Origin of the sequence: Atlantibacter subterraneus (genome assembly GCF_007570865.1) — a bacterium.
GTDB lineage: Bacteria > Pseudomonadota > Gammaproteobacteria > Enterobacterales > Enterobacteriaceae > Atlantibacter > Atlantibacter subterraneus.
Genome location: NZ_VLPS01000003.1, coordinates 61743 through 74895, shown reverse-complemented (window position 1 = coordinate 74895; position 13153 = coordinate 61743). Strand labels below are relative to the sequence as shown.

General features: G+C 58.1%; 12 protein-coding genes. 6 read left to right on the top strand and 6 right to left on the bottom strand.

What is annotated here, in order from left to right; all coding sequences use genetic code 11:
• Positions 1 to 76: 76 nt before the first annotated feature.
• Together FND52_RS06160 and FND52_RS06155 are read left to right on the top strand one after the other, a co-directional pair.
• On the top strand, positions 77 to 2260 hold the full coding sequence (locus tag FND52_RS06160) for a type I secretion system permease/ATPase (RefSeq protein ID WP_125294051.1): 2184 nt from the start codon (positions 77 to 79) through the stop codon (positions 2258 to 2260).
• Entirely contained in the window at positions 2247 to 3611 is a 1365-nt protein-coding gene (locus FND52_RS06155; protein ID WP_144130092.1) for an HlyD family type I secretion periplasmic adaptor subunit, read from the top strand. The genes FND52_RS06160 and FND52_RS06155 overlap by 14 nt, the downstream gene beginning before the upstream one ends.
• Before the next feature lie 44 nt (positions 3612 to 3655).
• On the opposite strand, the gene thiI is transcribed toward FND52_RS06155, so the two are convergent.
• Positions 3656 to 5104, bottom strand: a complete 1449-nt coding sequence (gene thiI / locus FND52_RS06150) for a tRNA uracil 4-sulfurtransferase ThiI (RefSeq protein ID WP_144130090.1) — start codon at positions 5102 to 5104, stop codon at positions 3656 to 3658.
• Between the two features lie 203 nt (positions 5105 to 5307).
• Here thiI and xseB point away from each other — a divergent pair, with 203 nt between their 5' ends.
• The 4 genes from xseB (at position 5308) to FND52_RS06130 (ending at position 9384) form a co-directional block, all read left to right on the top strand.
• Positions 5308 to 5550 carry an exodeoxyribonuclease VII small subunit gene (gene xseB, locus FND52_RS06145; protein ID WP_125294048.1) on the top strand — a complete coding sequence of 81 codons (243 nt, stop codon included), beginning with the start codon at positions 5308 to 5310 and terminating at the stop codon, positions 5548 to 5550.
• Entirely contained in the window at positions 5551 to 6450 is a 900-nt protein-coding gene (gene ispA / locus FND52_RS06140; protein ID WP_144130088.1) for a (2E,6E)-farnesyl diphosphate synthase, read from the top strand.
• Positions 6451 to 6471: 21 nt separating this feature from the next.
• The gene (gene dxs / locus FND52_RS06135; protein ID WP_144130086.1) at positions 6472 to 8334 is read left to right on the top strand and encodes a 1-deoxy-D-xylulose-5-phosphate synthase; all 1863 of its coding nucleotides are present in this window, start codon (positions 6472 to 6474) and stop codon (positions 8332 to 8334) included.
• Between the two features lie 75 nt (positions 8335 to 8409).
• Entirely contained in the window at positions 8410 to 9384 is a 975-nt protein-coding gene (locus FND52_RS06130) for an aldo/keto reductase (RefSeq protein WP_144130084.1), read from the top strand.
• A gap of 43 nt (positions 9385 to 9427) precedes the next feature.
• On the opposite strand, the gene thiL is transcribed toward FND52_RS06130, so the two are convergent.
• From thiL to nrdR, 5 genes are all read right to left on the bottom strand, one after another.
• Positions 9428 to 10405 carry a thiamine-phosphate kinase gene (gene thiL / locus FND52_RS06125; RefSeq protein ID WP_144130082.1) on the bottom strand — a complete coding sequence of 326 codons (978 nt, stop codon included), beginning with the start codon at positions 10403 to 10405 and terminating at the stop codon, positions 9428 to 9430.
• 58 nt (positions 10406 to 10463) lie between these two features.
• A complete protein-coding gene (gene nusB / locus FND52_RS06120; RefSeq protein WP_125294043.1) occupies positions 10464 to 10883 on the bottom strand; it encodes a transcription antitermination factor NusB in 420 nt (139 codons plus the stop codon).
• 16 nt (positions 10884 to 10899) lie between these two features.
• Positions 10900 to 11370: a 6,7-dimethyl-8-ribityllumazine synthase gene (ribH, locus tag FND52_RS06115; protein WP_125294042.1), complete on the bottom strand. Its 471-nt coding sequence runs from the start codon at positions 11368 to 11370 to the stop codon at positions 10900 to 10902.
• Positions 11371 to 11461: 91 nt separating this feature from the next.
• Complete coding sequence (ribD, locus tag FND52_RS06110) at positions 11462 to 12565, bottom strand: bifunctional diaminohydroxyphosphoribosylaminopyrimidine deaminase/5-amino-6-(5-phosphoribosylamino)uracil reductase RibD (protein ID WP_144130080.1); 1104 nt, start codon at positions 12563 to 12565, stop codon at positions 11462 to 11464.
• A 5-nt stretch (positions 12566 to 12570) separates the two neighbouring features.
• On the bottom strand, positions 12571 to 13020 hold the full coding sequence (gene nrdR / locus FND52_RS06105) for a transcriptional regulator NrdR (RefSeq protein ID WP_125294040.1): 450 nt from the start codon (positions 13018 to 13020) through the stop codon (positions 12571 to 12573).
• Positions 13021 to 13153 lie beyond the last annotated feature (133 nt).

Sequence of the window (13153 nt, the reverse complement as noted above, 5' to 3'; positions counted from 1 at the left end):
TTGAACCAGGCGTTATTTCATCTGTTGCGGATGAAATAGCGCTTCTTACTTTGCCTGTCATCAGGTACGGCAGATTATGGCACTGATCAACGATATTACTGATATTCAGGATCTCTCGTCAGACGAGACGAACCGCCACGACCCAAGACTCAATCATGACGATCCGCTGCTGGATTGCCTGATGGTTGTCTGCAAATTGCACGGCATTATCACCAGCCGCAATGTGCTGACCGCCGGTCTGCCGTTGCAGTCCAGTTGCCTGACGCTGAGCACCGTGCCGCGCGCCGCGCAGCGTGCCGGATTAAAAGCCCGGGTGATCCAACGCCCGGTGACCAAAATCACGGCGCTGTCGCTCCCCGCGATCCTGGTGTTGCAAAACGGCCAGGCGGCGGTGCTGACGGCGCTGGAAGGCGATAAGGCCCGGCTGATGCCTGGCGAAACCGAAGGCGGCGCGATTACGCTGGAGATTGCCGAGCTGGAAAAACTCTACGCCGGCAAAGCCGTTTTTATTCAGCCGAAACATGAATACGACAGCCAGCCGACGGCGCTGATCCCGCGCACCAAAGCCTGGTTCCAGGATACCCTGAAGCTGTCGAAATTCCTGTATCTCGATGCGGTGGTGGCGAGCTTCCTGATCAACCTGATCGCCCTGTGCTCGCCGCTGTTCGTGATGAACGTCTACGATCGCGTGGTACCCAATCAGGCCACCGCCACGCTGTGGGTGCTGGCGATTGGCATCACCATCGCCTACGTGTTCGATCTGATCCTGAAAATCTTGCGCAGCATCTGCCTGGATATTGCCGGTAAGAAAACCGATCTGATCGTCTCGGCAGCGCTGTTTGAGCGGCTGCTGGGCATGAAGATGAAACTGCGCCCGCCGCGCGTCGGCAGCTTTGCGCAGAATTTCCAGGACTACCAGTCGCTGCGCGATTTTCTCTCATCACTGACGCTGACCGCGCTGATCGATTTCCCGTTCACCTTGCTGATCCTGGCGGTGGTAGGGATTATCGGCGGGCCGCTGGTGTTTATCCCGCTGCTGGCTTACCCGGTCGCGATGCTGGTGAACTGGCTGATCCAACGCCCGCTGATCGCCACCATCCAGAAAACCTTTAAGTTATCCAGCGAACGCCAGGCAATGCTGGTAGAAACCCTGAGCGGGCTGGATGCCATCAAGCTGAATAACGCCCAGAGCGAACGCCAGTACCAGTGGGAACAGATCATCGGCAGCCTCAGCAAGCTGGAGCTGCGGGTAAAGTCCTTGTCCTATGTGGCGGTGAACTTCACCCACTGGCTGCAACAGGCCTGCGGCGTGATTATGATCGTCGGCGGCGTGTATCTGATTATCAACGGCCATCTGAGCATGGGCGGGCTGATCGCCTGCTACCTGCTCAATCGCCGCGCGATGCTGCCGATCGGCCAGCTGTGCAGCCTGATTACCCGCTATCAGCGCGCCAAAATGACCAAACACACCATCGACGGCATGATGGAGCTGGAGCAGGAAGTGCAGCAGGACGAAGTGCCCCTCAAGCGCGAAACCCTGACCGGCGCGATTGAGTTTCGCAACGTGACGTTCCGCTACCCCGGTAGCCAGCAGGCGTCGCTGAATAATATTTCCCTGACCGTCACGCCGGGCGAAAAAATCGGCATTATTGGCCGCAGCGGCTCCGGCAAAAGTTCGCTGGCGAAGCTGCTGGTGGGCTTTTACCAGCCGGATGAAGGCAGCGTGCTGATCGACGGTATCGACGCGCGCCAGATCGATGTGCACGATTTACGCCATAATATCGGCTATGCCCCGCAGGACATCCACCTGTTTAACGGGACGCTGCGCGACAACCTGCTGTGCGGTGCCAGCTACGTGGACGACGAAACCATGCTGCGGGTCGCCGAAGCCACCGGGGTCCATGAGTTCGCCCGCCGCCATCCTTCCGGCTACAACATGCAGGTGGGCGAGCGCGGGATGAATCTCTCCGGCGGTCAGCGCCAGGCGATCACACTTGCCCGCTCGCTGTTGCTCGATCCGCCGGTGTTGCTGATGGACGAGCCCACCAGCTCGATGGATAACACCAGCGAAGACCTGATCAAGAAGGCGCTTGCGCCCATTATCAGTGATAAAACCGTGCTGCTGGTGACCCACCGCGCCTCAATGCTGGCGCTGGTGGACCGGTTAATTATTCTCGATAACGGCAAAATCATTGCCGATGGCCCGAAAGAGACCGTGATGAGTGCGTTGAAAAAGGGGCAGATCCATGCGAATCGCTGATGGGTTACGCCACCTGAATCGCTGGCTGCTGGGCGACAAAAACAGCAATCAGTTTACCACCAGTGAAGTGAACAAAGCGCTGCTGGACGACACGCCGCGCGTGGTGCGCCTGACGCTGTGGGCAATCCTGGCGTTTTTTATCGCCGCCATTACCTGGGCGTCGCTGGCGGAGATTGATGAAGTGACGCGCGGCGAAGGCAAAGCCATCCCCTCCTCGCGCCTGCAAAAAATCCAGAACCTGGAAGGCGGCATCGTGGCGGAAGTGTATGCCCGCGAAGGTGAAGTGGTACAGGCGGGCGCGCCGCTGCTGCGTCTCGACGATACGCGCTTTAAATCCAACGCTGGCGAAACCGAAGCCGACCGCATGGCGCTGGAGGCCCGTATTCAGCGGCTGACCGCCCAGCTTAACGACGCCGAGAGCCTGACGATTTCCGACGAAATCCAGAAACGCGCGCCGGATATCGCGCAGGGCGAGCTGGAACTGTTCGCCAGTATGAAAAAGCGCATCCAGAGCGAAATCGCCGGGCTGGATGAGCAACTGATTCAGAAGAAACAGGAGCTGCTAGATTTCGAAGCCAAGAAAGTGCAGTACCGCAACAGCCTTGGCCTGCTTCAGCAGGAGATCAACATGTCCGAACCGCTGGTGGCGAAAGGGGCGATATCCAAAGTTGAAGTGTTGCGTTTGCGGCGCTCCGAAGTGGAAACCCGCGGACAGCTGGATTCGGTGGCGCTAGCCATTCCGCGCGCCCAGGCAGCGATCAACGAGATTGAAAGCAAGGTGGCAGAAACCCGTGGCCGCTACCGCAGTGAAGCGCTGGCGCAGCTCAACGAAGCGCGTACCGATCTCAGCAAGCTGGAAGCCTCCGGCAAGGCGATTGAAGACCGGGTCAACCGTACCCTGGTGACGTCGCCGGTGCGCGGCATCGTCCAGCAGATGCTGGTGAACACCATCGGCGGCGTGATCCAGCCGGGCAACGACCTGGTGGAGATCGTTCCGCTGGATGACAGCCTGCTGGTGGAAGCGAAAATCCGTCCGAAAGACATCGCGTTTTTGCATCCGGGCCAGGAAGCGGTAGTGAAGTTTTCTGCCTATGACTACACCATCTACGGCGGGCTGAAAGGCAAGCTGGAGCAGATCAGCCCGGATACGGTGACCGATAAAGAGGGCAACAGCTTCTACGTGATCCGCCTGCGCACCGATAAAAATCACCTGGGTAGCAATGAAAAACCGCTGCTGATTATTCCGGGCATGGTGGCGTCGGTGGATATCATCACCGGTAAGAAAACCATTCTCGAATACCTGATGAAGCCGATTCTGCGCGCCCGCGCCGAGGCGTTCCGCGAGAGATAAAAAAATGCCGGTCGTGATGACCGGCATTTTTCATTGAGGCGGGATTACGGGCGATACACTTTCACGTTGTTAAAGCCCTGCTCGCGCAGATACAGCGCCTGCAGGCGGCTCATCACGCCGCGTTCACACCACAGCAGCCAGGTTTTGTTCTGGTCCAGGTCGCCGAATTTGGTGCTCAGTTTGTAGAACGGCAGCGATACCACGTCGATACCTTCGACTTTCAGCGGTTTGTCGTCCTGCTCATCAACCGAACGGATATCCAGGATCACGTCATTCGGGCCAAACCCGGTGACGGTTTCCACTTCCACCACGTCCTGCTGGGTTTGGGTGGCGATGTCGCGGATATCCACGTTGGTCGCCGCTTCCACCACCTGATCGAGGATCGCAAAGTCAAAGTTAGCTTCTTCCGCTTCGATCTTCGCCTTCACCGCTTTCACGGTCGGGCTTTTCGAGATCACGCCGCAGTATTCCGGCATGGTGCGGGCAAAGTCTTCGGTGCCGATTTTACGCGCCAGATCGATGATGTGCTCTTTGTCATGAGCGATCAGCGGACGCAGCACCAGGGTGTCGGAGACGTTGTCGATTAATCGCAGGTTGGTCAGGGTCTGGCTGGAGACCTGGCCCAGCGCTTCGCCGGTCACCAGCGCCTGCACGCCATAACGCTCTGCGACGCGGGAGGCCGCGCGGATCATCATGCGCTTCAGCACTACGCCCATCTGGCCGTCATCAACTTTTTCGAGGATTTCGCCCACCACCGGTTCGAAGTTAATCGCCACAAAACGCACGCGGTGCGAGCTGCCGAAGCGGTTCCACAGATAGTGCGCCACCTGGCGAACGCCGATTTCATGCGCCGCGCCGCCGAGGTTAAAGAAGCAGTAGTGTACGCGGCAGCCGCGACGCATCAGCATATAGCTGGAAACGCCGGAATCGAATCCGCCGGAAATCAGCGACAGCACGTCTTCCTGGGTGCCGATCGGGAAACCGCCCTGGCCTTCGTAACGGCCTTTCACCAGCAGCAGGCGATCGTCTTCGATCTCCAGATTGACGGTGATGTCCGGGTGCGTCAGTTTCACTTTCGCGGATTCGATATGCTGATTCAGCCCGCCGCCGACGTAGCGTTCAACTTCAATTGAGCTAAACTCGTGCTTGCCGCGACGTTTTACGCGCACGCAAAACGTTTTGCCTTCCAGTTGGTCACGCCATGCCGCCAGGGTTTGCTCGAAAATATCGTGCAGGCTGGTGAACGGCGTATCTTCGACTTCCAGAATGTGGTGAATACCGGGGATGCGGGTGAGCGCGTCGCGGATCTCAATACGCTGGTTTTCATCTTTGGCGCGGACCACGATATGGTCCCAGTGGCGGACAACGGCGAGGTTTTCGTCGTAATGTTTGAGTACGTTACGGATGTTTCCGGTCAGGATTTTAATAAAGCGCAAACGCACAGATTGGCTTTTAATTGTGATTTCCGGGAACAATTTAATGATAAACTTCATGGCGGCAATGGTTCGTTGGCAAGCCCCGAGGGCATTGAGAGAAGTACCGCAAGGCAACAATCGCGCTTGCATCGTGAGCGCGAGAGTATATCACCATCGCTGTGAGACTGCGCACATAACCAACCCATTCAGCGTTATTTGCTAATCATTTTGAGTCCGCTACCATGGAAATGATTCCATAACGATAGAGTCAGACATTCACTATGCCGAAGAAAAACGAACTCCCCGCCAGCTTTGAGACGGCGTTGCAGGAGCTTGAGCAGATTGTCAGCCGTCTGGAAAGTGGCGCATTGCCGCTGGAAGAGGCGCTTAACGAATTCGAACGGGGCGTGCAGCTGGCGCGCCAGGGGCAGGTCAAACTGCAACAGGCGGAACAGCGTGTGCAGATCCTGCTGTCCGAAAATGAAGACGCCCCGCTCTCTCCTTTCAAACCGGATGCGGAATAAATGGATTTTCACACCACCATGAAGGCCCAGGCGGAACGGGCCACCGACGCGCTGCGCCGGTTTATTAGCGCGCTGCCGTTTCAGAACACTCCGCTGGTTGAGACCATGCACTACGGCACACTATTAGGCGGCAAGCGGTTACGTCCGTTTCTGGTGTACGCCACCGGCGAGATGTTTGGCGTCGCTCCGCAGGCGCTGGATGCGCCCGCCGCGGCCATCGAATGTATCCACGCCTATTCGCTGATGCATGACGATCTCCCGGCGATGGATGACGACGATTTACGTCGCGGCCAGCCGACCTGCCACATTAAATATGGCGAAGCGAGCGCAATTTTAGCCGGAGACGCCCTGCAAACGCTGGCGTTCTCTATACTGAGTGATGCCCCCATGCCCGGCGTGGCTTTAGCCGACCGCCTCAGCCTGGTCTCGGAACTGGCGCTGGCCAGCGGCGTGGCGGGGATGTGCGGCGGCCAGGCGCTGGATCTGGAAGCCGAAGGTAAACAGGTGTCGCTGGACGCGCTGGAGCGCATTCACCGTCACAAAACCGGCGCGTTAATTCGTGCCGCCGTGCGTATGGGTGCGCTGTGTGCCGGTGAACCGGGCCGCGATGTGCTGCCGATCCTCGACCGTTACGCAGAAAGTATCGGCCTGGCGTTCCAGGTTCAGGATGACATTCTGGATGTGGTGGGGGATACTGCCACGCTGGGTAAACGCCAGGGCGCCGATCAGCACCTGGGGAAAAGCACCTATCCTGCGCTGCTGGGCCTTGAGCAAGCCCGTGAAAAAGCGCAGGCGCTGTGCGACGATGCCCTTGCCGCACTTCGGGAACTGTCGTCAAAACAGATGGATACCCGCACACTGGAAGCGTTAGCGACTTACATCATCCAACGTGACAAATAACATAATTACCACGAGCCTCTGATGAGTTTTGATATCTCAAAGTACCCAACACTGGCGCTGGTGGACTCGACCCAAGAGTTGCGCCTGTTGCCGAAAGAGAATCTGCCGAAGCTGTGCGACGAACTGCGTCGTTATTTGCTAGATAGCGTGAGCCGCTCCAGCGGGCATTTTGCCTCGGGGCTGGGAGCCGTTGAGTTAACGGTCGCGCTGCATTACGTCTATAACACGCCATTCGACAGACTGATCTGGGACGTGGGCCATCAGGCTTATCCGCATAAGATCCTTACCGGACGGCGCGACAAAATAGGCACCATTCGCCAGAAAGGCGGGCTGCACCCGTTCCCGTGGCGTGGCGAGAGCGAATATGACGTGCTGAGCGTCGGCCACTCGTCCACCTCGATCAGCGCCGGGATCGGCATCGCCGTGGCTGCCGCCAAAGAGAATAAAGGCCGCCGCACCGTGTGCGTGATTGGCGACGGCGCGATCACCGCCGGGATGTCTTTCGAAGCCATGAACCACGCGGGCGATATCAAACCTGACATGCTGGTGATCCTTAACGACAACGAAATGTCGATCTCGGAAAACGTCGGCGCGCTGAATAACCATCTGGCGCAGTTGCTCTCCGGGAAGCTCTATTCAACGCTGCGCGAAGGCGGCAAAAAAGTGCTGTCTGGCGTGCCGCCGATCAAAGAGCTGATCAAGCGCACTGAAGAACATATCAAAGGCATGGTGGTGCCGGGGACGCTGTTTGAAGAGCTGGGCTTTAACTATATCGGGCCGGTGGACGGCCACGATGTGCTGGGCCTGGTGCATACCCTGAAAAACATGCGCGACCTGAAAGGCCCGCAGTTCCTGCACATCATGACCAAGAAAGGCCGGGGTTACGAACCGGCGGAAAAAGATCCGATCACCTTCCACGCGGTGCCGAAATTTGATCCGCAAAGCGGTTGCCTGCCGAAAAGCAGCGGCGGTTTGCCGAGCTATTCGAAAATCTTTGGCGACTGGCTGTGCGAAACCGCCGCCAAAGACAGCAAGCTGATGGCGATCACCCCGGCGATGCGCGAAGGCTCCGGCATGGTGGAATTTTCGCGTAAATTCCCGGACCGCTATTTTGACGTGGCGATCGCCGAGCAGCACGCGGTCACCCTGGCGGCGGGGCTGGCGATTGGCGGCTATAAGCCAATCGTGGCGATTTACTCGACCTTCCTGCAACGCGCCTATGACCAGGTGATCCACGACGTGGCGATCCAGAAACTGCCGGTGATGTTCGCCATTGACCGCGCGGGCATTGTTGGCGCAGACGGGCAAACCCACCAGGGCGCGTTCGATCTGTCGTTCCTGCGCTGCGTCCCGGAGATGGTGATCATGACGCCGAGCGACGAAAACGAATGCCGCCAGATGCTGTATACCGGCTATCACTACAGCGATGGCCCGACGGCGGTGCGTTATCCGCGCGGCAACGCGGTGGGCGTAGCATTAACCCCGCTGGAGATGCTGCCGATTGGCAAAGGCGTGGTGAAACGCCAGGGCGAGAAAATCGCGATCCTGAACTTCGGCACCCTGATGCCAGACGCCGCTGCGGTAGCGGAATCGCTGAACGCTACGCTGGTGGATATGCGCTTTGTGAAACCGCTGGATGAGGCGCTGATTCTGGAACTGGCCGCCAGCCACGACTCGCTGGTGACCATCGAAGAGAACGCCATTATGGGCGGCGCAGGCAGCGGCGTGAATGAAGTGCTGATGGCGCATCGTAAAGTGGTGCCGGTACTTAATATCGGTCTGCCGGACTTCTTTATCCCTCAGGGCACCCAGGATGAAGCCCGTGGCGAAATCGGCCTCAACGCCGCCGGCATGGAAGCGAAAATCCGCGCCTGGCTGGGATAAGCGCTGCACCCTCCCCTTTCCTCTCCTGCTATGCTTAAAGGATGACCTTTGTTACCCGCAAGCAGGAGAGGAAGCATGCAATACAATAATTTAGGAAAAACCGATCTCAGGGTATCCCGTCTTTGCCTGGGCTGTATGACGTTTGGCGAACCGGACCGGGGCAAGCACGCCTGGACGCTACCGGAAGAGAGCAGCCGTCTGATCATCAAGCACGCCGTTGAGAAAGGCATTAACTTTTTCGACACCGCCAACAGCTATTCCGACGGCAGCAGCGAAGAGATCCTTGGCCGCGCGCTGAAAGACTTCGCCCGCCGGGATGAGGTGGTGGTCGCCACCAAAGTATTCCATCAGGTGGGCGATCTGCCGGAGGGCCTCTCCCGGGCGCAAATCCTGCGTTCGATTGACGACAGCCTGCAACGTCTGGGCATGGATTATGTCGACCTGCTGCAAATCCACCGCTGGGATTACAACACCCCCATTGAAGAGACCCTTGATGCGCTTAACGAGGTAGTGAAATCCGGTAAAGCGCGCTATATCGGCGCATCCTCGATGCACAGCGAGCAGTTTGCCCAGGCGCTGGCGTTGCAGGATCAACACGGCTGGGCGCGCTTCGTCACCATGCAGGATCACTACAACCTGATTAACCGCGAAGAAGAGCAAGGAATGCTGCCGCTGTGCCTGCAGGAAGGCGTGGCGGTGATCCCGTGGAGCCCGCTGGCGCGCGGACGCTTAACGCGCCCGTGGGGCGAAACCACCGCGCGGCTGGTGTCCGATGAGTTCGGTAAAACGCTGTACCAGCAAACCGAAGAGAATGACGCCAAAATTGCCGAGCGCGTGGCCGCCATCGCCGAAGATAAAGGCGTGTCGCGGGCGCAGGTGGCGCTGGCCTGGGTGCTGAGTAAACCGGCGATTGCCGCGCCGATTATTGGCGCATCCCGCGAAGAGCAGCTGGACGATTTACTGGGCGCAGTGGATTTAACGCTCAGCGATGTGGAAATCGCCGAGCTGGAAACGCCTTATCAGCCACATCCGGTGGTGGGATTTAAATAACGCCGTTCCCTCTCCTTGCATTTAAGGAGAGGGAATCAACCGATTAACCGCTAATAAAGTGGTCGTGACCTTTGCCGGTGATTTCAACCGGCTCGCCGTCGCGGGTGAAGTGCAACCCTTCCACATCCGCCGTGATCTGCCCGATGCAGGTAAAGGGAACGCCCAACCTGCCCAGCGCCACGTCAATCACGCCGCGATTGAGTTCCGAAACGGTAAAGCACAGTTCGTAATCTTCACCGCCGGTCAGGGCGAACAGCTCGGCCTGTTCAGGGCTGACGCTTTCACGCAAGGCATCTGAGAACGGCAGCGCGTCCAGCGCCACTTTCGCGCCGCAGTCGCTGGCCTTGAGAATATGCGCCAGGTCAGAGATCAACCCATCGGAGAGATCAATAGCGCTGCTGGCGATATCGCGCAGCGCCTGGCCCTGCAAAATACGCGGCGTGGGGCGTAAATGGCGCTGTAGCAGATAATTCGCCTGAGTGGTGTTTTTCACCGTTAAGCGCTGCTGCAAAATCGCCAGGCCCGCCGCGCTATCGCCCGGCGTACCGGTGACGTAGATCCAGTCGCCCGGTTTAGCCCCGGAGCGCTTCAGGGCGCGACCGTTCGGCACAAAGCCGTGAATACCCAGCGTCATGGAGAGCGGCCCACGGGTGGTGTCGCCGCCAATCAGCTGCATATCGTAATAATTTAACAGTTCAAACAGGCTGTCGCTAAAGGCTTCCAGCCACGCTTCGTCGACGTCCGGCAGGGTTAATGCCAGCGTCAACCACGCGGGGTCAGCGCCCATTGCGGCTAAATCACTGAGGTTGACCGCCAGCGCTTTGTAGCCCAAATCGCGCGGATCGATATCCGGCAGAAAATGGATGCCGCTAACCAGCGTGTCGGTACTTATTGCCAGCGTTTGTTTTTCCGGAACCGTCAGCAGTGCGCAATCGTCACCGATACCGGTTTCCACATCACGTCGAGAGCTTCTCACGCGATCAAAATAACGGGCAATAAGGGAAAACTCGCCGCATGCCATGCGTTATGCCTCGCAGAAAAAGAGAATGGCCGGATAAGCATCCGGCCAGGGGATTGGCTTACTTGCGATTGGGGCGGATTTGCGGAGCGGCTTTGTCCAGCACGCCGTTGACGAACTTGTGACTGTCTTCAGCACCGAAGGTTTTCGCCAGCTCAATCGCTTCGTTGATGGCAACTTTATAAGGCACATCCTGACGCTTAGAAAGCTCATACAGCGCAATGCGCAGTACCGCTTTTTCCACCTGGCCCAGCTCGTCGAGCAGGCGGGACAGGTAAGGTTGCATCAGGCCATCGAGATACGCGCTGTTGGTCGCCACTCCGGACAGCAGTTCACGAAAGTACAGCACGTCCACGTCTTTGACGTCCTGTTCCGCCAGGAACTGGTATTCAACATCAGCGATGTCGTTCTGGGACAACTGCCAGGAGTAAAGTGCCTGGACGGCACATTCACGGGCGCGGCGACGAGCAGCAGGTTTCACGGAATTCCCCTTAAAATCAGGCCTTGATGGCTTTCAATACATTAATCATTTCAAGCGCGGTAAGGGCTGCTTCAGCGCCTTTGTTACCGGCTTTTGTGCCAGCGCGTTCGATGGCTTGTTCAATACTTTCAGTGGTGAGTACGCCGAATGCTACCGGGATTTCGCTCTCCTGGGCAACGTGCGCCAGGCCGTTGCTGGCACCGCCAGCAACGTATTCGAAGTGCGCAGTACCGCCACGGATCACCGTACCCAGCGCGATCACCGCATCATATTTGCCGGTTTTCGCCAGTGCGCCCGCCGCCAGCGGCAGTTCATAAGCGCCAGGAACCCAAACCACGGTGATGTTTTCATCTTTAACCTGGCCGATACGCTTCAGCGCGTCGATTGCGCCGTCCAGCAGGCTGTCGTTGATAAAGTTGTTAAAACGCGCGATGGTGATGGCGACGCGAGCGTCCGGGGTAGCAACAGTAGCTTCGATAACGTTCATACTCTTCCTTAACGGGTTCATTATGTGGCCCCGCAGGGGGGCGGATTCTATCATGTTTTTTTATGGGCTGCTTACGTTTTAAAACTCGGCGTTATTGCAGCGTAAGCCGGAGACACAAATCCGGGCCAACCGGACGTATCTCGCTAAAGGTTAATGCGGGCGCATCCGCCAGCTTTTCAAGGCCAGGCAGGGCAAATAAACCGCGCGCGTCGCTGCCCAACAGCTTCGGCGCGATATACAGCACAATTTCATCCACCACGCCCGCCTGTAACAGCGCGCCGGAGAGTTCGGCCCCCGCTTCCACCCAAATGGAATTCACCTGACGTTTGCCTAACTGCATCATCAGCACCACCAGATCGAGATGCCCGTTGTGCTCCGGCACCGGCAGTTGGGTCACGCCTTCCGGCCATTGCGCCTCGTCAGGACGGGTGCGCGCCAGCCAGGTCTCTCCCGGCTGGTGGATAATTTTATGCTCAGGCGTTACCCGGTTCTGCGAGTCGATTACGATGCGGGTCGGCATCCGCAGCTGGTCTTCGGGATACCGCGCCTGGGTGTCGGCGTCTAATTCATTCCAGCGCACGGTCAGCGACGGATTATCCGCCAGCACCGTGGCGCTACTGGTCAGGATAGCGCTACTTTGCGCCCGGAAGCGCTGCACGTCGTGACGTGATTCGGCAGAGGTGATCCACTGGCTTTCGCCGCTCGCCATGGCGGTACGACCGTCCAACGACGCGCCGAGCTTAAGCTGCACAAACGGGAAGCCGGTGCGCATCCGCTTCAGGAAGCCTTTATTCAGGGCTTCGGCTTCATTCATCATCAGGCCGTGGCTGACTTCGATACCTTCCTGCTTCAGGCGATACAGCCCGCGCCCGGCAACCTGCGGATTCGGATCCTGCATTGCGGCGACCACGCGGCTCACGCCCGCGGCGATTAACGCCTCGCAGCACGGCGGCGTGCGCCCATGATGGCTGCACGGCTCAAGCGTTACATAGGCAGTCGCGCCACGGGCTTTTTCGCCCGCCATGCGCAGCGCATGCACTTCGGCGTGGGGTTCCCCGGCGCGATAGTGAAAGCCTTCGCCCACGATTTCGCCGTCGCGCACAATCACGCAGCCGACTTTGGGATTAGGGGATGTGGTAAAACGACCGCGCTGCGCCAGTTTCAGCGCTCGCGCCATGAAAATCTCATCCTGCATTGGGCTTAATCCTGCAAGCGGGCGATCTCTTCGCCGAATTCACGGATGTCTTCGAAACTGCGATACACAGAGGCGAAGCGAATGTACGCGACTTTATCGAGCTTTTTCAGCTGCTCCATGACCAGGTTGCCGATCATTTTGCTGGGGATTTCACGCTCCCCGGTAGCGCGCAGCTGCGATTTGATGTGGTTGACCGCCATTTCAACGTCGTCGGCGCTAACCGGGCGCTTCTCCAGCGCTTTCTGAAAGCCGCTTCTCAGTTTGTCTTCATTAAACGGCTCGCGGACGTCATTGCTTTTGATCACGCGGGGCATCACCAGTTCCGCCACTTCAAAGGTCGTGAAGCGTTCATGGCACACCAGGCACTGACGGCGACGGCGCACCGACGAGCCTTCTCCCACCAGACGAGAGTCAATGACTTTGGTATCCACAGCGAAACAGAATGGGCAATGCATAGCGCGTCCTGACAGATAATTTAACTGAGGGTTAGTGTAACCTGAACTGGCAGCACAACAAAGATGAAGCGCTTTTGAGACAAGGGATGAAGGAATTTTTATGCGTGCGCGCTAGCATTAATGCATTAAAAAC

Excerpts from the sequence above, each read along its gene's own strand:
- FND52_RS06160 (WP_125294051.1), top strand. The coding sequence starts at position 77 with ATGGCACTGATCAACGATATTACTGATATTCAGGATCTCTCGTCAGAC.
- FND52_RS06155 (WP_144130092.1), top strand. The coding sequence starts at position 2,247 with ATGCGAATCGCTGATGGGTTACGCCACCTGAATCGCTGGCTGCTGGGC.
- thiI (WP_144130090.1), bottom strand. The coding sequence starts at position 5,104 with ATGAAGTTTATCATTAAATTGTTCCCGGAAATCACAATTAAAAGCCAA.
- xseB (WP_125294048.1), top strand. The coding sequence starts at position 5,308 with ATGCCGAAGAAAAACGAACTCCCCGCCAGCTTTGAGACGGCGTTGCAG.
- ispA (WP_144130088.1), top strand. The coding sequence starts at position 5,551 with ATGGATTTTCACACCACCATGAAGGCCCAGGCGGAACGGGCCACCGAC.
- dxs (WP_144130086.1), top strand. The coding sequence starts at position 6,472 with ATGAGTTTTGATATCTCAAAGTACCCAACACTGGCGCTGGTGGACTCG.
- FND52_RS06130 (WP_144130084.1), top strand. The coding sequence starts at position 8,410 with ATGCAATACAATAATTTAGGAAAAACCGATCTCAGGGTATCCCGTCTT.
- thiL (WP_144130082.1), bottom strand. The coding sequence starts at position 10,405 with ATGGCATGCGGCGAGTTTTCCCTTATTGCCCGTTATTTTGATCGCGTG.
- ribH (WP_125294042.1), bottom strand. The coding sequence starts at position 11,370 with ATGAACGTTATCGAAGCTACTGTTGCTACCCCGGACGCTCGCGTCGCC.
- ribD (WP_144130080.1), bottom strand. The coding sequence starts at position 12,565 with ATGCAGGATGAGATTTTCATGGCGCGAGCGCTGAAACTGGCGCAGCGC.
- nrdR (WP_125294040.1), bottom strand. The coding sequence starts at position 13,020 with ATGCATTGCCCATTCTGTTTCGCTGTGGATACCAAAGTCATTGACTCT.